This is a genomic window from Paracoccus sp. NIOT.M2S5SZ12, from assembly GCF_057748165.1.
This window is the reverse complement of sequence record NZ_JBYLFR010000005.1, coordinates 64,666-80,589: the sequence shown is the minus strand read 5'-3', so window position 1 is coordinate 80,589 and position 15,924 is coordinate 64,666. Positions and strand designations below refer to the sequence as shown.

17 protein-coding genes and 1 riboswitch are annotated in these 15,924 nt (G+C 71.8%); of the genes, 10 read left to right on the top strand and 7 right to left on the bottom strand.

Features of this window, described 5'->3' with window-relative positions:
• Nucleotides 1-11: 11 nt before the first annotated feature.
• The 6 genes from AC2SGK_RS06355 to AC2SGK_RS06330 form a co-directional block, all read right to left on the bottom strand.
• Nucleotides 12-1,082 (bottom strand): ABC transporter substrate-binding protein, encoded by a 1,071-nt coding sequence (locus AC2SGK_RS06355; protein WP_488322747.1) that lies wholly within the window; start codon nucleotides 1,080-1,082, stop codon nucleotides 12-14.
• Nucleotides 1,083-1,105: 23 nt separating this feature from the next.
• Nucleotides 1,106-2,209: an ABC transporter ATP-binding protein gene (locus AC2SGK_RS06350; protein WP_488322746.1), complete on the bottom strand. Its 1,104-nt coding sequence runs from the start codon at nucleotides 2,207-2,209 to the stop codon at nucleotides 1,106-1,108.
• Between the two features lie 222 nt (nucleotides 2,210-2,431).
• On the bottom strand, nucleotides 2,432-4,336 hold the full coding sequence (locus tag AC2SGK_RS06345) for a DEAD/DEAH box helicase (RefSeq protein WP_488322745.1): 1,905 nt from the start codon (nucleotides 4,334-4,336) through the stop codon (nucleotides 2,432-2,434).
• A gap of 158 nt (nucleotides 4,337-4,494) precedes the next feature.
• The gene (locus AC2SGK_RS06340; RefSeq protein ID WP_488322744.1) at nucleotides 4,495-4,971 is read right to left on the bottom strand and encodes an acyl-CoA thioesterase; all 477 of its coding nucleotides are present in this window, start codon (nucleotides 4,969-4,971) and stop codon (nucleotides 4,495-4,497) included.
• A gap of 64 nt (nucleotides 4,972-5,035) precedes the next feature.
• Nucleotides 5,036-6,253: an FAD-binding domain-containing protein gene (locus AC2SGK_RS06335; RefSeq protein ID WP_488322743.1), complete on the bottom strand. Its 1,218-nt coding sequence runs from the start codon at nucleotides 6,251-6,253 to the stop codon at nucleotides 5,036-5,038.
• Between the two features lie 66 nt (nucleotides 6,254-6,319).
• Nucleotides 6,320-7,591: a glycerate kinase type-2 family protein gene (locus tag AC2SGK_RS06330; RefSeq protein WP_488322742.1), complete on the bottom strand. Its 1,272-nt coding sequence runs from the start codon at nucleotides 7,589-7,591 to the stop codon at nucleotides 6,320-6,322.
• Nucleotides 7,592-7,687: 96 nt separating this feature from the next.
• A riboswitch (TPP riboswitch) is annotated at nucleotides 7,688-7,789 on the top strand.
• A 64-nt stretch (nucleotides 7,790-7,853) separates the two neighbouring features.
• On the opposite strand from AC2SGK_RS06330, the gene thiD reads away from it, so the two are divergent.
• Genes thiD through AC2SGK_RS06280 form a run of 10 tightly spaced genes read left to right on the top strand, consistent with a single transcriptional unit; the run spans nucleotide 7,854 to nucleotide 15,147 of the window.
• Nucleotides 7,854-8,657, top strand: coding sequence for a bifunctional hydroxymethylpyrimidine kinase/phosphomethylpyrimidine kinase (thiD, locus tag AC2SGK_RS06325; RefSeq protein WP_488322741.1), 804 nt, complete (start codon nucleotides 7,854-7,856; stop codon nucleotides 8,655-8,657).
• Nucleotides 8,650-9,609, top strand: coding sequence for an FAD-dependent oxidoreductase (locus AC2SGK_RS06320; protein ID WP_488322740.1), 960 nt, complete (start codon nucleotides 8,650-8,652; stop codon nucleotides 9,607-9,609). Before thiD ends, AC2SGK_RS06320 begins: the two co-directional genes overlap by 8 nt.
• Nucleotides 9,599-9,796: a sulfur carrier protein ThiS gene (gene thiS, locus AC2SGK_RS06315; protein WP_488322739.1), complete on the top strand. Its 198-nt coding sequence runs from the start codon at nucleotides 9,599-9,601 to the stop codon at nucleotides 9,794-9,796. Before AC2SGK_RS06320 ends, thiS begins: the two co-directional genes overlap by 11 nt.
• Nucleotides 9,797-9,800: 4 nt before the next feature.
• Entirely contained in the window at nucleotides 9,801-10,562 is a 762-nt protein-coding gene (locus AC2SGK_RS06310) for a thiazole synthase (RefSeq protein WP_488322738.1), read from the top strand.
• Nucleotides 10,559-11,155 (top strand): thiamine phosphate synthase, encoded by a 597-nt coding sequence (locus AC2SGK_RS06305; protein ID WP_488322737.1) that lies wholly within the window; start codon nucleotides 10,559-10,561, stop codon nucleotides 11,153-11,155. The genes AC2SGK_RS06310 and AC2SGK_RS06305 overlap by 4 nt, the downstream gene beginning before the upstream one ends.
• Nucleotides 11,152-12,102: a ThiF family adenylyltransferase gene (locus tag AC2SGK_RS06300; RefSeq protein ID WP_488322736.1), complete on the top strand. Its 951-nt coding sequence runs from the start codon at nucleotides 11,152-11,154 to the stop codon at nucleotides 12,100-12,102. Before AC2SGK_RS06305 ends, AC2SGK_RS06300 begins: the two co-directional genes overlap by 4 nt.
• Nucleotides 12,103-12,108: 6 nt before the next feature.
• Nucleotides 12,109-13,038: an ABC transporter substrate-binding protein gene (locus AC2SGK_RS06295; protein WP_488322735.1), complete on the top strand. Its 930-nt coding sequence runs from the start codon at nucleotides 12,109-12,111 to the stop codon at nucleotides 13,036-13,038.
• Nucleotides 13,035-13,712: a TenA family protein gene (locus AC2SGK_RS06290; RefSeq protein ID WP_488322734.1), complete on the top strand. Its 678-nt coding sequence runs from the start codon at nucleotides 13,035-13,037 to the stop codon at nucleotides 13,710-13,712. The genes AC2SGK_RS06295 and AC2SGK_RS06290 overlap by 4 nt, the downstream gene beginning before the upstream one ends.
• Entirely contained in the window at nucleotides 13,709-14,404 is a 696-nt protein-coding gene (locus AC2SGK_RS06285; protein ID WP_488322733.1) for an ATP-binding cassette domain-containing protein, read from the top strand. The genes AC2SGK_RS06290 and AC2SGK_RS06285 overlap by 4 nt, the downstream gene beginning before the upstream one ends.
• A complete protein-coding gene (locus tag AC2SGK_RS06280; RefSeq protein WP_488322732.1) occupies nucleotides 14,392-15,147 on the top strand; it encodes an ABC transporter permease in 756 nt (251 codons plus the stop codon). The genes AC2SGK_RS06285 and AC2SGK_RS06280 overlap by 13 nt, the downstream gene beginning before the upstream one ends.
• Here the strand turns inward: AC2SGK_RS06280 and AC2SGK_RS06275 are convergent.
• Nucleotides 15,134-15,922 (bottom strand): MetQ/NlpA family ABC transporter substrate-binding protein, encoded by a 789-nt coding sequence (locus AC2SGK_RS06275; protein WP_488322731.1) that lies wholly within the window; start codon nucleotides 15,920-15,922, stop codon nucleotides 15,134-15,136. The genes AC2SGK_RS06280 and AC2SGK_RS06275 overlap by 14 nt on opposite strands.
• Nucleotides 15,923-15,924 lie beyond the last annotated feature (2 nt).

Sequence of the window (15,924 nt, the reverse complement as noted above, 5' to 3'; positions counted from 1 at the left end):
CGGCCAAGGGGTCAGCTGGCCAGCCAGCTGTTGAAACGCTCGTTCAGCTCGGCGTCGCGGTCGACCCAGAACTCCAGGTCGGACGCCAGGGCCGCGGCCATGTTGGCCTCGAAGGTGGGCAGGTTCGGACCCATCGGCTGATCGGTGCCCTCGATGTTGCCGACCAGTGCCGCGGCCGAGCGGCGCGGCGGGCCATAGCTGATGAACTCGGCCGCGCGGGCCTGTGGTGCGGGGGCCGTGGTCCAGGCCACGAACTCCATCGCCTGCTCCAGGTTCGGCGCGCCCTTCGGCACGACCCAGCCCTCCATCTCATAGATCTGGGCGTCCCAGATGATCTCGAAGGGCTGGCCGTCGGCCTGCGCCGCGTTGAAGATCCGGCCGTTGAAGGCATAGGCCATGCTGACCTCGCCATCGGCCAGCAGCTGCGGGGGCTGGGCGCCCGCCTCCCACCAGATCACGTCGGCCTTGATCGTGTCCAGCTTCGCGAAGGCGCGGTCGACGCCCTCGGGGGTGGCCAGCACGTCATAGACCTCGCCGGCGGGCACGCCATCCGCCATCAGCGCCAGCTCCAGGTTGAACTTGGCGCCCTTGCGCATGGTGCGCTTGCCCGGGAAGGCCTCCAGGTCGAAGAAATCCGCGGGCGTCGCGGGCTTGGCCTCGGGGAAGGCGGTGTCGTTGAAGGCCAGGACCATCGAATAGACGTCGGTCGCGACGAAGCAGTCGGTCACCGCCCCCTCGATGAAGTCGTCGGCCGCAGCCGTCCCGTCCTCTGCCGGCAGCAGGATGGCGGGGTCGATCTCCTCCAGCGCGCCCTCGTCGCAGAGCCGCACCGCGTCGGCATATTCGACCGAGGCCACGTCGATCGACACGTTCCCCGCCTCGACCTGCGCCTTGATCGGCGTGGCCGGGTTGTCGGCGTCCGACATGATGACGTTGATGCCGGTCTCGGCGGTGAAGGGCTTGGCATAGGCCTCCAGGTGGCTGTTGCCATAGGCCCCGCCCCAGGAGAGCAGGTTCACATCGGCCAGCGCCGGTCCACCGACCAGACCGATCGCGGTGCTGAGGGCCAGAAATCGTTTCATCTCTAAGGTCTCCACGTGATAATTCAGATCGGGTCGAGGGCGCGGGCATCCTGCGGATGCCAGCCGATGCGGATCACCTGGCCGGGGTCTAGACGGGTCTGGCCGATGGTGTTGCGCATCTTCATGACGAAGTTGTCGCTGCCCGCGACCTTCAGGCGGGCGCGCAGGATGTCGCCCATGTAGACGACCTCGGCCACCTGCGCCTCGATCGTGTGGGCGCCGGGCGACATCATCTCGGGCTTGAACTCGACCCGTTCGGGGCGGATCGAGACGGTCGTGCGCTGGCCCGTCTCGCGGATGTTCACGGCGGTCGCGTCGATCACCCCGCCCCCGTCCAGCCGCACCAGCGCCTTGTCGCCCTCCAGCCGCTCGATCGTGCCAGCCAGGGCGTTGTTCTCGCCGATGAAGCTGGCGACGAAGCTGTTCTCGGGACGCTCGTATAGATCGGCGGGCGCGGCCAGCTGCTGGATGCGCCCGTCGTTGAACACCGCGATGCGGTCCGACATGGTCAGCGCCTCGCCCTGGTCATGGGTCACATAGACCACGGTGATTCCAAGTTTCTCGTGCAGGTGCTTGATCTCGAACTGCATATGCTCACGCAGCTGCTTGTCCAGCGCGCCCAGGGGCTCGTCCATCAGGACCAGTTCGGGATCGAAGACCAGCGCGCGCGCCAGGGCGATGCGCTGCTGCTGGCCGCCCGAGAGCTGGGCGGGGCGGCGGTTTGCGAAGCGGCCCATCTGCACCATGTCCAGCGCGCGGGCGATGCGGGTCTCGCGCTCGGACCGGCTCATCCCGCGGACCTCCAGCGGAAAGGCCAGGTTCTCGCCCACCGTCATGTGCGGGAACAGCGCATAGTTCTGGAACACCATGCCGATGCCGCGCTTGTGGGGCGGCACCTGGTTGATCGGGCGGCCGTCCAGGCGGATCTCTCCATGGGTGGCGGTCTCGAAGCCCGCCAGCATCATCAGGCAGGTCGTCTTGCCCGATCCCGACGGGCCCAGCATGGTCAGAAATTCGCCCTTGCCGATGGACAGGTTCAGGTCCTTGACGACAAGCGTCTGACCATCATAGCTTTTTTGCACATGCTCGAATGCGACGAAAGCATCGTCGTGGCGGTGGTCCAGCAAAAAGCGCTCTCCCTGTTGTCGTTGGTTGTTCAGCGCAGGATGCAGGTTAAGCGGCGGTCTGCCGCACTGGCAATATCAATTGCGACATTCCATGCGACGAACGCGGCGCGCCCGAAACCCCGGATCGGAGCTTCGGGCGCGCGGTCGTCACGGCTTGCATGGGCTGCAACGGGCCTGCCCGAAAATCGGGCAGACACCACAGGGAGGCGGGCAGATCGGGGATCAGCCGGGGCGCTTGGGGCCCTTGCGATGCGGCTTGGGGCCGGCGGCCTTGTCGCCATGCGGCTTGGGCTTGGCCCATGCGGGCTTGGGGCCCTTGCCCGCGGCGTCGGCCTTCTTCTTCCACGGCTTGACGGCGGGATGGGCGCCTTCGCGGGGGTCGGCCACGGGGGCGTCATCGGGAATCCAGCCGCCGCGGGCGGCCTTCACGCGCGACTGATGTCCAGCCTGCGCCTCCGCCGCGCGGCGCGGGGCGGGCTTGCGGGCCGGGCGGTCGTCGCGGTCCTGGCGCGGGGCGCGGGGCGCGCGCTCGGTCGGGCCGTCCAGATCGGGCGCGCCCTCCATGCGGCGCATGGTCACCTCGGGGGTGATCTCCATGAAATCGCCGAAACGCGGGGCCTGGGCGGCGGCGATCTGGATGTAGGACAGGTCCTGCTTCACCCGGATCGCGCCGATCGCGTCGCGGGTGATGCCGCCCGCATCGCAGACCTTGGGCAGCAGCCAGCGCGCCTCAGCCCGGCCGGAATGGCCGACCGACAGGGTGAACCAGACCGAATCGCCGAACTCGCGCGGCTGGCGCGGGGCCATGGGCGCAGGCGCGGGCTGCGCCTCGGACAGCTCCTCGGCCGAGGGACGGCCCTCGCGCCACAGACGCAGGAAGGCGGCCGCCACCTGCTCCGCGCCGAACCGCTCCAGCAACTGCGCGGCTAGAGGCGCATCCTCTCCGACCGGCTCGCTCAGGCCGGGATGTTCCAGCATGCGCTGATCGTCGCGGGCGCGCACCTCGTCGGCGGTCGGCGCGTCCAGCCATTCGGCCGAGACCTTGGCGTTCTGCAACAGCCGCTGCGCGCGGCGGTAATCCGAGGACGGCACGATCAGCGCCGAGACCCCCTTGGACCCCGCCCGTCCCGTGCGGCCCGAGCGGTGCAGCAGCGTCTCGGGGTTGGTGGGCAGATCGGCATGGATCACCAGCTCCAGCCCCGGCAGGTCGATGCCGCGCGCGGCCACGTCGGTGGCGATGCAGACGCGGGCGCGCCCGTCGCGCAGCGCCTGCAGCGCATGGGTCCGCTCCTGCTGGGACAGCTCGCCCGACAGGGCCACGCATTTGAAGCCGCGGTTCGACATGCGCGCCAGCAGGTGGTTCACGTTCGCCCGCGTCTTGCAGAAGACGATGGCGGTCTGCGCCTCGTGGATGCGCAGCAGGTTGAAGATCGCGGGCTCGCGGTCGCGGGCGGTCACGGTATAGGCGCGATAGGCGATGTCGCCGTGCTGGCGCGCCTCGCCCATGGCGGCGATACGCAGGGCGTCGCGCTGGAAGTCGCGGGCCAGCTTCTCGATCGCCGAGGGCACCGTGGCCGAGAACATCAGCGTACGGCGTTCCACCGGGGCGGCGCCCAGGATGAACTCCAGATCCTCGCGGAAGCCCAGGTCCAGCATCTCGTCGGCCTCGTCCAGCACGGCCGCGCGCAGGTCCGACAGGTCCAGGCTGCCGCGGTCGATATGGTCGCGCAGGCGGCCCGGCGTGCCGACCACGATCTGCGCGCCGCGCTGCAGCGCGCGCTTCTCGTTGCGATAGTCCATACCGCCGACGCATGTCGCGATCTGCGCACCGGTGCCGGCATAAAGCCATTCCAGCTCGCGCGCGACCTGCAGCGCCAGTTCGCGCGTCGGCGCGATGGCGAGCGCCAGCGGCAGCTCGCCCGCGATCATGCGGTCGCCGTCCAGCAGGTCCGCCCCCATCGCCAGGCCAAAGGCCACCGTCTTGCCCGAGCCGGTCTGGGCCGAGACCAGCACGTCGCGGCCCGCGGCCTCGGGCGCCAGCACCGCCGACTGCACGGCGGTCAGCGTCTCATAGCCCTTGTCGGCCAACGCCGCCTGAAGCGGTGCGGGGAAGTTCAGTTCAGTCATGTGATTCGCCAAATGCGGGGGCCATGTGCGACCCGATGAGCGGCACCTATCGTCGCTGCGACCGGCCCACCCTGCACCCGCCGCCCCGGACATTCAGGGCCAAAGGCGGTTCCCTACGCGCTTTGCGACGGGAAGTCCACGGCAAAGCACGGCGGCGCTCAGGTCGTCCGGGACGCGGCCTCCTGCCGGGCGGCGATCTCGCGGCGCATCTCGCGTCGGACCTCGGCGGCGCGCCAGCGCTGGCGGTCGGTGTCGTCCTCCATCTCGGGGCGCGGCACCGGGACGGGCTGGCCGCGCTCATCCACGGCGACCATGGTGAAATAGCACGAATTGGTGTGCCGGCGCGTGCCGCGGCGGATCTTCTCGGCCTCGACGCGGATGCCCACCTCCATCGAGGTGCGGCCGGTATGGTTCACGCGGGCGCGGAAGGTCACCAGCTCGCCCACATGGATGGCCTCCTTGAAGGTCACCTGGTCGACCGACAGCGTCACCGCATATTCGCCCGACCAGCGCGAGGCGCAGGCATAGGCCACCCGGTCCAGGCTGGCCAGCAGCGCGCCGCCATGCACCTTGCCGCTGAAATTCGCCATGTCCGGCGTCATCAGCACCGTCATCTCAAGCCCGCGCCTGTCCATCGCCCGTCTCCTGCCGCATCGCCTGTCAGAGTGACGCAAGGGCAGCCCGCCCGCCAGCCCGGAATCAGCCGTGGCCCAGATCGCGCGTCAGCTCGGAGATCCTCTGGCGCAGCTTGAAATAGCCCGCCGTCGCCAGGGGCCAGACGCGCCGGTCCCAGTCCCGCTGCCATTCCGTCAGCGCGATGCCGCGATCCGCCAGCGCGGGCCGCGCGGCGTCCAGCCAGTCGCGCAGCGGCCCCCGCGTCACGAAGGGCGTGGCGATCTGGCGCGCGCCCGCCGCCGCCGCCCACCGCGCCAGATCGGCCGGATCGCGCGCCTCCAGCCGGTCGGGCGCGACGCCCGCACGGGCGGCGGCATCGGCCAGCGCCCCCGCCTCGAAGGCCGCGACGGGGTCCGCGACCGCCAGTGGCGATCGCAGATGGCTGGCCGCCAGCGTGGCGGATGCGACCAGCGGCAGGCCGTGCGGCGCGAAATCCTCCACGCAGCAGTCCTGGTCCGTGATCAGCAGCGCCGTGGGCCGCGTCGCGTCGGGCGCCACCGGGCGGCGCAGCGGCTGCAGCGGGGGCAGGCCGTCGGGTTCGCTGGCCTCCAGCCCTTCGGTGACCTCGGCCAGGTCGGAGGGCTGGGGCGCAAAGCGTCCATTGGTGAAGCGGCGGATGTTCTGGGCATCGGCGGCATAGGGCTTGCCCCGCGTGTGCAGCCCCGCCACCCATCGCCAGCTGAGCGTGTTCGACGCCGCATCCCCGTCCAGAAGATGGCGATAGAAGAAATCCGCCCCGACCCGCCACGGCAGCTCCAGCGTGAAGATCCAGATCGAGGCGAACCACATCCGCGCGTGGTTGTGCAGATAGCCGGTCGTGACCAGTTCCTCGGCCCAGGCATCCATGCAGTCCAGCCCGGTCCGCCCGTCGCAGGCCGCGCGGACGGCGCGCGCGCGGGCGCGGTCGGCCTCCAGTCCCGCCAGATCGGCCTCAAGCCCCCGGCGGTAGCCGTCCCAGACCTGCGGGCGCTGTTCCAGCCAGCCCTTGAAATAGCCGCGCCAGACGACCTCATGGATGAATTTCTCGGCCTCCTCGGGGCCGTGGGCGTCCAGGGCGGCGGCGATCACCTCCGGCTCGGTCAGCAGGCGGCGGCTGATCCAGGGCGACAGGCCCGACACCGCGCGATGCGCCCCCGGGCCCGCATCGGTGTTGCGCCCCGCGGCATAGCGGCGGCCCATGCGCGGGCGGAAGGCGTCAAGCCGGGCCAGCGCCTCGGCACGGGTGGGAACGGGGTCGGTCATGGGGCCATCCTGTCTGAACGCGGTCAGGCTGCCCAAGGCGGCCGCCGCATGCAACGCGGCGAAACGTCAGCCGGGCAGCACCAGCACGGCGCGGAAATCGTTCACGTTGGTCAGGGTCGGCCCCGTCATGATCAGGCTGTCGGTCGCCTGGAACAGGCCATAGCTGTCATGCGCCGCCAGCACCGCCGCCCCGTCCAGTCCCGCCGCGCGGGCGCGCGCCAGCGTGTCGGGGCCGATCAGCGCGCCCGCCGCGTCCTCGCTGCCGTCGATGCCGTCGGTATCGCCCGCCAGCGCGTGGATGCCCGGATGCCCGCGCAGCGCGACGGCCAAGGACAGCAGGAATTCGGTGTTGCGCCCGCCGCGCCCGGCCTTGCCCGCACCGATGGTCACGGTCGTCTCTCCGCCCGACAGAAGGACGGCGGGGGCCGGGGCGGGCGTGCCATGGGCCGCCACGGCGCGCGCCATGCCCGCCATGACGATGCCCAGCTCCCGGGCCTCGCCCTCCAGCGCGTCGCCCAGAAGGACGGGGGTGATACCCGCCCCGCGCGCCACCTCGGCCGCGGCCAGAAGCGACATCTGCGGGGCGGCGATCAGCCGGTAGTCCACCGGGAAATCGGCCCCCGGTTCGGGCGGGGCCAGCAGCAGGTCGCGCGCCGCCTGCGGCAGGTCCGGCCCCAGACGCGCCACCAGCCCCGAGAGGTCCATCGCCCCCGACGGGTCGGGCACCGTCGGCCCCGAGGCGATGGCCGCCGGATCGTCCCCCGGCACGTCCGAGATCGCCAGCGTCACCAGACGCGCGGGCGCGACCGCCTGCGCCAGCCGCCCGCCCTTGATCGCCGACAGGCGGCGGCGGACGCGGTTCATCTCCTCGATCGTCAGGCCGGAGCGCAGCAGCAGCCGGTTGACGGCGATCTTGTCCTCTAGCGTCAGCCCCGCGCGGGGCAGCGCCATCAGCGCCGACCCCCCGCCCGAGATCAGCGCGATGACCAGATCACCCTCGCCCGCGCCTTGGGCCAGCGCAAGGAAGCGGCGCGCGGCCTCCTCCGATGCGGCGTCGGGGACGGGATGGGACGCCTCCATCACCGCGATGCGCGTGGTGGGGACCGCATGGCCGTGGCGCGTGACGACCAGGCCCGACAGGTCCACATCGGGCCAGGCCGCCTCCAGGGCAGCGGCCATGGCGGCGGCGGACTTGCCCGCGCCCAGCACGATGCAGCGGCCCTGCGGCTTCTCGGGCAGATGCGCGGCCAGCACGCGCGCCGGATCGGCGGCCGCGACCGCCGCGTCGAACATGGCGCGCAGCAGGGCTGCGGGCTGGTCGGGGGTGATGGCGGTCATGGGCAATCCTTTCCTGTCGGTTCGGCGCGGACCTTAGCAGCCCGGCGTCCGGGCACCAGCCTTGCGGCGGCGACGGGGCGCGGCTAAGGTCCGATTCGCAAACCGTTGGGGTGTCCCGCTGAGGGGCTGAGAGGCGCAAGCCAACCCATCGAACCTGATCCGGGTCATACCGGCGGAGGGAACGGTGCAGAGACAGGCGGCCCGACCGCGCTCGAATCCCCCATTCCGTCCGTGATCCGTCATCGACCGAAGGGGGACGACCATGACCGCACCCATCGCCCTGACCATCGCCGGGTCCGATTCCGGCGGCGGCGCGGGCATCCAGGCTGACCTGAAGACCTTTTCCGCGCTTGGCTGCTACGGCGCCAGCGTGGTGACGGCGCTGACCGCGCAGAACACCCGCCGGGTGAGCATGGTCGAACCCGCCAGCCCCGCGATGATCGCCGCGCAGATCGCGGCCGTGCTGGACGATCTGGACGTGCGCGCGGTCAAGCTGGGCATGCTGGGCGGCCCCGCGGCCATCGCCGCCGTGGCCCGAGGGTTGGCGGGCTGCGCGCTGCCGGTCGTGCTGGACCCGGTGATGATCGCCAAGTCGGGCGACCGGCTGCTGCCGCCGGACGCCATGGCGGCGCTGCGCAGGCTGATCCCGCGGGCGACGCTGCTGACCCCGAACCTGCCCGAGGCGGCCTGCCTGCTGGACAGCCACCCCGCCGCCAGCATCCCAGAGATGGTGGCCCAAGGCAGCGCGCTGCGCGCCATGGGGGCGGCGGCGGTGCTGATGAAGGGCGGCCATGGCGCGCGCCCCGACTGCGTCGATCTGCTGCTGACCGAAGGCGGCGTCACGCGCCTTGTCGCGCAGCGTCAGGCCACGCGCAACACCCATGGCACGGGCTGCACCCTGTCTGCGGCCATCGCGGCGGGGCTGGCGCAGGGCCGTCCTCTGGAGGAGGCGGTCGCGCGGGCGCATGCCTATCTGCAGGCGGCCATCGCCGGGGCGGACGGGCTGGGCGTGGGTTCGGGGCATGGGCCGGTGCATCACTTTCACGCGGTCTGGGACCATGTCTGACGTCACCATCATCGGCGCGGGTGTCGCGGGACTGTTCACCGCGCACGCGCTGATGCGCCGGGGGATCACCCCGCGCATCCTGGACCGCAACGGCCCGCCGGGGCCGCATGGCTGTTCGTGGTGGGCGGGCGGCATGCTGGCCCCGCATTGCGAGGCCGTGACGGCCGAGCCGGTCATCACCCGCCTTGGCGCCGAGGCGGCGCAGGCCTGGTCCGCCGTCACCCCGGTCACCCATCGCGGCACGCTGGTCGTGGCGCTGGACCGCGACCGGGTGGAGCTGGCGCGCTTCGCCCGCCGCGCCACCGGCCACCGCCCCTGCGACAGCGCCGATCTGGAGCCGGACCTGCCGCCGCGACCGGGCCTCTTCTTCGCCGATGAGGCGCATCTGGACCCCCGCCGCGCGCTGGCCGATCTGCTGGCCTGGCTCTCCGCGCGCGGCATCACGGTGGAACGCGCCGAGGCGGAGCCCGACGACATCCCCGGCGCGGTGATCGACGCGCGGGGCCTCTCGGCCGCCCTGCCCGGCCTGCGCGGCGTGCGCGGCGAGATGGCCGTGCTGCACGCGCCCGAGGTGACGCTGACCCGGCCCCTGCGGCTGCTGCATCCGCGCCATCCGCTCTACATCGTGCCGCGCGCGGGGAGCCTGTTCATGCTGGGCGCGACCCAGATCGAAAGCGCCAGCCGCGCGCCGGTCACGGCGCGGTCGGTGCTGGAACTGCTGTCGGCGGCCTATGCGCTGGACCCGCGCTTCGCGGAAGGGTCCGTGGTCGAGCTGGGCGCGGACCTGCGCCCGGCCTTTCCTGACAACATCCCCCGCGTGACGGTGCGGGGGCGCGTCCTGCATCTGAACGGCCTCTTTCGCCACGGCTATCTGATGGCGCCGGCGCTGGCGCGGCAGGCCGCCGACTATCTGACCGACCGCATCAAGGGAGAACTGGTCCATGAGGATTGAGGTCAACGGCACCCCCCGCGACATCGCCGCCACCACGCTGGAGGCCGCCCTGGCCGAGCTGGGCTGGGCCGAGGCCCGCGTCGCCACCGCGCTGAACGGCGACTTCGTGCCCTCCTCGGCCCGCGCCGCGCAGGTCCTGCGCGAGGGCGACCGGGTGGAGGTCCTGGCCCCCATGCAGGGGGGCTGAGGCGATGCGCGATTTCTATGGCGTGACCCTGCCCAACGCGCTGATGCTGGGCACGGCGCAATACCCTTCTCCGGCGGTGCTGGCGGATGCCTTCCGGGCCAGCGACGCAGGCGTCGCCACCGTGTCGCTGCGCCGCGAGGCGGGCCAGGGCCAGGCCTTCTGGTCGCTGATCCGCGATCTGGGGGTGCGGGTCCTGCCCAACACCGCCGGCTGTCACAGCGCGCGCGAGGCCGTGACCACCGCCCGCATGGCCCGCGAGGTCTTCGAGACCGACTGGATCAAGCTGGAGGTGATCGGGCATGCCGACACGCTGCAGCCCGACCCCTTCGGCCTTCTGGAGGCCGCCGAGACCCTGGCCGCCGAGGGGTTCCAGGTCTTTCCCTACACGACCGAGGATCAGGTCCTGGCCACGCGGCTGCTGGAGGCGGGCTGCCGGGTGCTGATGCCTTGGGGCGCGCCCATCGGCTCGGGGATGGGGCTGAACAACCGCCACGGGCTGCGCATGCTGCGCGCGGCCTTTCCCGACGTGCCCATGGTGATCGACGCGGGGCTAGGCCTGCCCAGCCATGCGACTGATGCGTTGGAGATGGGCTTTGACGCGGTCCTGCTGAACAGTGCGGTGGCGCAGGCGGGCGACCCGGTCGCCATGGCCCGCGCCTTCGCGCTGGCGGTGCAGGCGGGCGCCTTGGCGCGCGACGCCGATCCCATGGGGGTGCGCGACATGGGTGCGCCCTCCACCCCCCTGATCGGGAGGGCCTGGCTGTGACGCTGCCGCGCTTCTATCCGATCTTCGACGATGCCGCCTGGCTGGAGCGTGCCCTGCCCCTGGGCGTCCGGCTGGTTCAGCTGCGGCTGAAGGACCGCGACCCCGCCGACGTCCTCGACCAGGTTGACCGCGGACTGCGCCTGACACGCGCACATGGCGCAACGCTGGTCGTCAACGACCACTGGCAGGCGGCGATCGATCTGGGCGCCGACTGGCTGCACCTGGGGCAGGAGGACCTGGACGACGCCGACCTGCCCGCGATCCGCCGCGCCGGGCTGCGGCTTGGCGTCTCGACCCATGACCGGGCGGAGCTGGACCGTGCGCTGGCGCTGGCCCCCGATTACGTGGCCCTTGGGCCCGTCTGGCCCACGATCCTGAAAAAGATGCGCTGGCAAGAACAGGGGCTGGACCGGGTCACCGAATGGAAGGCGCTGGTGAGCGACATTCCGTTGGTCGCGATCGGCGGGCTGACACCCGATCGCGGTGCACAGGCGCGGGCGGCGGGGGCGGACATCGTATCGGCCGTGACCGACATCACGCTGAACCCCGACCCCGAGGCCCGGATGCGCCAGTGGCTGGCGGTGACGGCATGAGCCGCTATGACCGCCAGACGGTCCTGCCCGGCGTGGGCACGCAGGGGCAGGACCGGCTGGCCCGCGCGCATCTGCTGGTCGTGGGCGCGGGGGGGCTGGGCTGCCCCGCGCTGCAATACCTGGCGGCGGCGGGGGTGGGGCGGATCACCCTGGTCGATCCCGATCGGGTCGAGGAGACGAACCTGCACCGCCAGCCGCTGTTTCGCATGGACCAGATCGGCCGGCCCAAGGCGCAGGCCGCGCGCGCGGCACTGGCCGCGCTGAACCCCGATGTCGCGGTCACCGCCGTCGCGGGATGGCTGACCCCCGCCAACGCCCCCGCCCTGGTGGCGCAGGCGGATGTCGTGCTGGATTGCGCCGACACGTTCGGGGCCAGCCTGATCCTGTCGGATGCCTGCATGGCGGCGGGGCGGCCGTTGATCGCGGGGTCGGCGCTGGCGCTGTCGGGCTATGCCTTGGGTTGCTGCGGCGGGGCACCCAGCCTGCGCGCGGTCTTTCCCGACCTGCCGCGCGGCGCCGCGACCTGCGCCGGCGCGGGCGTGCTGGGTCCCGTCGTCGGCATGATCGGGGCGCTTCAGGCACAGATGGCGCTGGCAGTGGTCCTGGGGCTGGAACCGCGGCCCCTGGGGCGGCTGGTCAGCTGGGACGCGGGCGCGTGGCGGATGGGCGGGTTCCGCTTCGAGCGCGCGCCCGAACCCGCCGACCCCCTGCCCTTCGTCGCCCGCGGCCAGATCCGCTCCGACGACCTGCTGATCGACCTGCGGACCGAAGGCCCGCCCATCGCAGGCGCGCGCCATGTCCCGCCCGACCGCATCGGCACGCTGGACCCCGGTCCCGCCGCGCGGGTCGTGCTGGCCTGTCGCACCGGGCTGCGCGCCCATCACGCGGGGCGGACGCTCCGCGCCACCTGGCCCGGGCCGATCGCCCTTCTGGCCCTGAACGACTGAGGTTCCATGCGCTTTCTGATCCCCCTGGCCCTGATGGCCCTGCCCGCCCATGCCGAAACCCGGCTGACGGTGATGCTGGACTGGTTCGTGAACCCCGACCACGCGCCCATCGTGCTGGCCCAGGAACTGGGCTATTTCGCCGATGCCGAGCTGGCGGTGGAAACCGTGACACCGTCCGACCCGAACGATCCGCCGCGCATGGTCGCCGCCGGGCGCGTCGATCTGGCCGTCAGCTATCAGCCGCAGCTGCACCTCTCGCGCCATCAGGGCCTGCCGGTGACCCGCGTCGGCACGCTGGTCGAGACGCCGCTGACCTGCCTCGTGGTGCTGGCCGACAGCGGCATCGCGACGCCCGCCGACCTGGCGGGCCGCAAGGTCGGCTTTGCCGTGGCGGGCGTGCAGGAGGTGATGCTGGACGCCATGCTGGCCGATGGCGGGCTGACCTCCGACGATGTCGAGCGCATCAACATCGGCTGGTCCATCGCGCCTGCGCTGATGTCGGGACAGGTGGACGGCGTCATCGGCGCCTTCCGCAACTTCGAGCTGAACCAGCTGCGGCTGGAGGGGTTCGAGGGCCGCTGCCTGAACCCCGAGGATCACGGCATCCCCGCCTATGACGAGCTGATCTATCTGGCCGATCCCGCCCGCATGGACCGCGCTGCCGTCGCGGCCTTCCTGGAGGCCACGGAACGCGCGACAGCCTTCATCAAGAACGACCCCGACGCGGCATGGCGGATCTTCGCGGAGACCGCCGCCGAACTGCGCACCCCCCTGAACGAGGCCGCGTGGGCCGACACTTGGCCCCGCTTTGCCGGGCGCCCCGCGGCGCTGGACGCGGGCCGCTATCTGCGGTTCGAGGCGTTCCTGGCCGACCGGGGCGCCACGCCGGGCGGGCAGTCGCTGTCCGATCTGGCCATCGACGTGACCGAACCATGAGCGCGCCCGATTACGGCCGCGCCTTCGCGCTGTGGCGGGACGCGGCGGGGCATCACTGGGACGCCTATGTGGACCATGCCTTCGTGCGGCAGCTGGCGGCGGGCAGCCTGCCCCGCGACAGCTTCCTGCACTATCTGCGGCAGGATTACGTGTTCCTGCTGCATTTCGCGCGATCCTGGGCGCTGGTCTTTGCCAAGTCGGAGCGGATGTCGGAGATGGCCTTGGCCTCCTCCATCGCCCACGGCCTGCTGAACGGAGAGATGCCGCTGCATGTCGCGATCTGCGGCCGCGAGGGCATCACGGAGGCGATGCTGCAGGACACCCCGGAATCGCCCGCGAACATGGCCTATACGCGCTTCGTGCAGGCCACGGGCTATGCGGGCGACATGCTGGACCTGCTGGCGGCGCTGGCGCCTTGCGTCTTCGGCTATGGCCAGATCGGGCTGGCGCATGCGGACAGCGGCGGCCCCTATGGCGAATGGACCGCGACCTATGGCGGCGCGGATTACCAGCGCGTCTGCCATGACGTCGGCGCGCTGATCGACGCGGCGCTGGAGGCGCGGTTGGGTCCCGACTGGCCCGCCCTGCCCCGCGCGCGGACGCTGGCACGCCATTTCACCCAGGCCACGCAGCTGGAGGTCGGGTTCTGGCAGATGGGGCTGGACCGGACATGATCCGCATCACGGGCGATCTGATCCTGGACGGGCAGGTGCTGCTGCCGGATCTGGCGCTGGACTGTCCCCCGGGGCGCTGGACGGCGCTGATGGGGCCGTCCGGGGTGGGCAAGTCCACCCTGGGCCGGATCGTGGCGGGCCTGCCCGTGGCCGCGCGTCTGGCCGGCGCGGCGGATGTCGCGGGTCCGGTCACGCTGATGGGGCAGCAGGATCAGCTGCTGCCTTGGGCCGATGCGCTGGCCAATGTCACCATCGGCGCGCGGCTGCGCGGGCAGGCGCCCGACCGGACCCGTGCCCGCGCCCTGCTGGCCGATCTGGGCCTGGCGGGACTGGAGGCGCGCCGCCCCGCGCAATTGTCGGGCGGCCAGCGTCAGCGCGTGGCCCTGGCCCGCACCCTGATCGAGGATCGCCCGGTCGTCGTCCTGGACGAACCCTTCTCGGCGCTGGACGCCGCCACGCGGGCGCAGATGCAGGACCTGGCGGCGCGGCACCTGGCCGGGCGCACGGTCATCCTGATCACCCATGACCCGCTGGAGGCCACGCGCCTCTGTCACGCCGCCGTCCTGCTGGATGCCCGCGGAGCACGCCCGCTGACCCTGCCCGCGACGCCCACGCCGCGCGCGCTGGACGATCCGCAGGTTCTGGCGGCCCAGGCCGGGCTGTTCCGCAGCCTGATGCCATGCGCGGCCTGATCGCGGTGCTGGTCGCGCTGTCGGTCTGGCAGGGCGTGGTCTGGGCCAGCGGCGTGCCGCCCTTCATCCTGCCCGGACCGGCGCGGGTGGCGCAGGCGCTGACCGACCACGCCGCGATGCTGGCGGTGAATGCGCGCTTCACGCTGGCCAATCTGGCGGCGGGGCTGGCCGTGGGGGTCGCGCTTGGGGTCGGGACGGCGGTCAACCTGGCGCTGTCGCCTGCGGCGCGCTGGCTGCTGCGGCCGATGCTGATCGCGGCGCAGGCGGTGCCGGTCTTTGCGCTGGCCCCGATCCTGACGCTGTGGCTGGGCTACGGCGCGCCCGGCAAGGTCGTGATGGTGGCGCTGGTGGTGTATTTCCCGGTGGCGTCGGTGCTGTTCGACGCGCTGATGCGCCCGCCCGCCGCGCTGGACGATCTGGCGCGGTCGATGGGCGCGCGGCCCCTGCGGCGGTTGACGCTGATCCAGCTGCCCGCCGCCCTGCCCGCGCTTGGCTCGGGACTGCGGCTGGCGGCGGTGCAGGCGCCGCTGGCGGTGATCGTGGGCGAATGGGTCGGCTCCAGCCGGGGCCTGGGCCATGTGATGCTGATGGCGAACGGGCGGGGTCAGACCGACCTGATGTTCGCGGCGCTGGCCGTGCTGACGGCGATGGGGCTGGCGCTGTTCGCCGCGGCGAGCGCCGTCCAGCGTCTGACGGAAAGGGGCCGCCCCGAAGGACGGCCCCGAGCCCTTACCACGAGGTGATGACGGCCCCGTCGTATTTCTCGTCGATGAAGGCCTTGACCTCGGGCGACTGGTACGCCTCGACCAAGGTCTTGACCCAGGGCTCGGCCTCGCGGCCCTGCTGGACGACCAGGATGTTCACATAGGGGCTGTCGGCCTTTTCCATGGCGATGGCATCCGCGCGCGGGGACAGGCCCGAGGCCAGCGCATAGTTGGTGTTGATCACCGCGATGTCGGCATCGGCCAGCGCGCGGGGCAGCTGCGCCGCGTCCAGTTCCAGGAAGCGCAGGTCCTTGGGGTTGTCGTTGACGTCCAGCGGGCTGGGGACCAGGCCCGTGCCCTCGGCCAGGGTGATCAGGCCCAGATCCTGCAGGATCAGCAGCGCGCGGCCGCCATTGGTCGGATCGTTCGGGATCGCGACCTGCGCGCCCTCGGGCAGGTCGGCGATGTCCTCGACCTTGTCGGAATAGATGCCCATCGGCGTGGTGATGGTGGTGCCGACCTCGACCAGCTCGAAGCCGCGGTCCTTCATCTGGTTCTCCAGATAGGGGCGGTGCTGGAAGCTGTTGGCGTCCAGATCGCCATCCGCCAGCGCCTGGTTCGGCACGACGTAGTCAGAGAACTCGATGACCTCGATGGTCAGGCCCAGGGGTTCGGCGACCTCGGCCACCTTCTCCATGATCTCGCCATGTTCGCCGGGGGACACGCCGACCTTGATGTCCTCGGCCATGGCAACGGAGGCCATGGCGGCAGTCGACAGGGCGATGGCGGATACGAAGCTTGTCAGACGCAGCATGG

What these genes read in the sequence shown, in the direction of transcription:
- AC2SGK_RS06355 (WP_488322747.1), bottom strand. Translation starts at nt 1,082, where the DNA reads ATGAAACGATTTCTGGCCCTCAGCACCGCGATCGGTCTGGTCGGTGGA.
- AC2SGK_RS06345 (WP_488322745.1), bottom strand. Translation starts at nt 4,336, where the DNA reads ATGACTGAACTGAACTTCCCCGCACCGCTTCAGGCGGCGTTGGCCGAC.
- AC2SGK_RS06340 (WP_488322744.1), bottom strand. Translation starts at nt 4,971, where the DNA reads ATGGACAGGCGCGGGCTTGAGATGACGGTGCTGATGACGCCGGACATG.
- AC2SGK_RS06335 (WP_488322743.1), bottom strand. Translation starts at nt 6,253, where the DNA reads ATGACCGACCCCGTTCCCACCCGTGCCGAGGCGCTGGCCCGGCTTGAC.
- AC2SGK_RS06330 (WP_488322742.1), bottom strand. Translation starts at nt 7,591, where the DNA reads ATGACCGCCATCACCCCCGACCAGCCCGCAGCCCTGCTGCGCGCCATG.
- thiD (WP_488322741.1), top strand. Translation starts at nt 7,854, where the DNA reads ATGACCGCACCCATCGCCCTGACCATCGCCGGGTCCGATTCCGGCGGC.
- AC2SGK_RS06320 (WP_488322740.1), top strand. Translation starts at nt 8,650, where the DNA reads ATGTCTGACGTCACCATCATCGGCGCGGGTGTCGCGGGACTGTTCACC.
- thiS (WP_488322739.1), top strand. Translation starts at nt 9,599, where the DNA reads ATGAGGATTGAGGTCAACGGCACCCCCCGCGACATCGCCGCCACCACG.
- AC2SGK_RS06310 (WP_488322738.1), top strand. Translation starts at nt 9,801, where the DNA reads ATGCGCGATTTCTATGGCGTGACCCTGCCCAACGCGCTGATGCTGGGC.
- AC2SGK_RS06300 (WP_488322736.1), top strand. Translation starts at nt 11,152, where the DNA reads ATGAGCCGCTATGACCGCCAGACGGTCCTGCCCGGCGTGGGCACGCAG.
- AC2SGK_RS06295 (WP_488322735.1), top strand. Translation starts at nt 12,109, where the DNA reads ATGCGCTTTCTGATCCCCCTGGCCCTGATGGCCCTGCCCGCCCATGCC.
- AC2SGK_RS06290 (WP_488322734.1), top strand. Translation starts at nt 13,035, where the DNA reads ATGAGCGCGCCCGATTACGGCCGCGCCTTCGCGCTGTGGCGGGACGCG.
- AC2SGK_RS06285 (WP_488322733.1), top strand. Translation starts at nt 13,709, where the DNA reads ATGATCCGCATCACGGGCGATCTGATCCTGGACGGGCAGGTGCTGCTG.
- AC2SGK_RS06280 (WP_488322732.1), top strand. Translation starts at nt 14,392, where the DNA reads ATGCGCGGCCTGATCGCGGTGCTGGTCGCGCTGTCGGTCTGGCAGGGC.
- AC2SGK_RS06275 (WP_488322731.1), bottom strand. Translation starts at nt 15,922, where the DNA reads ATGCTGCGTCTGACAAGCTTCGTATCCGCCATCGCCCTGTCGACTGCC.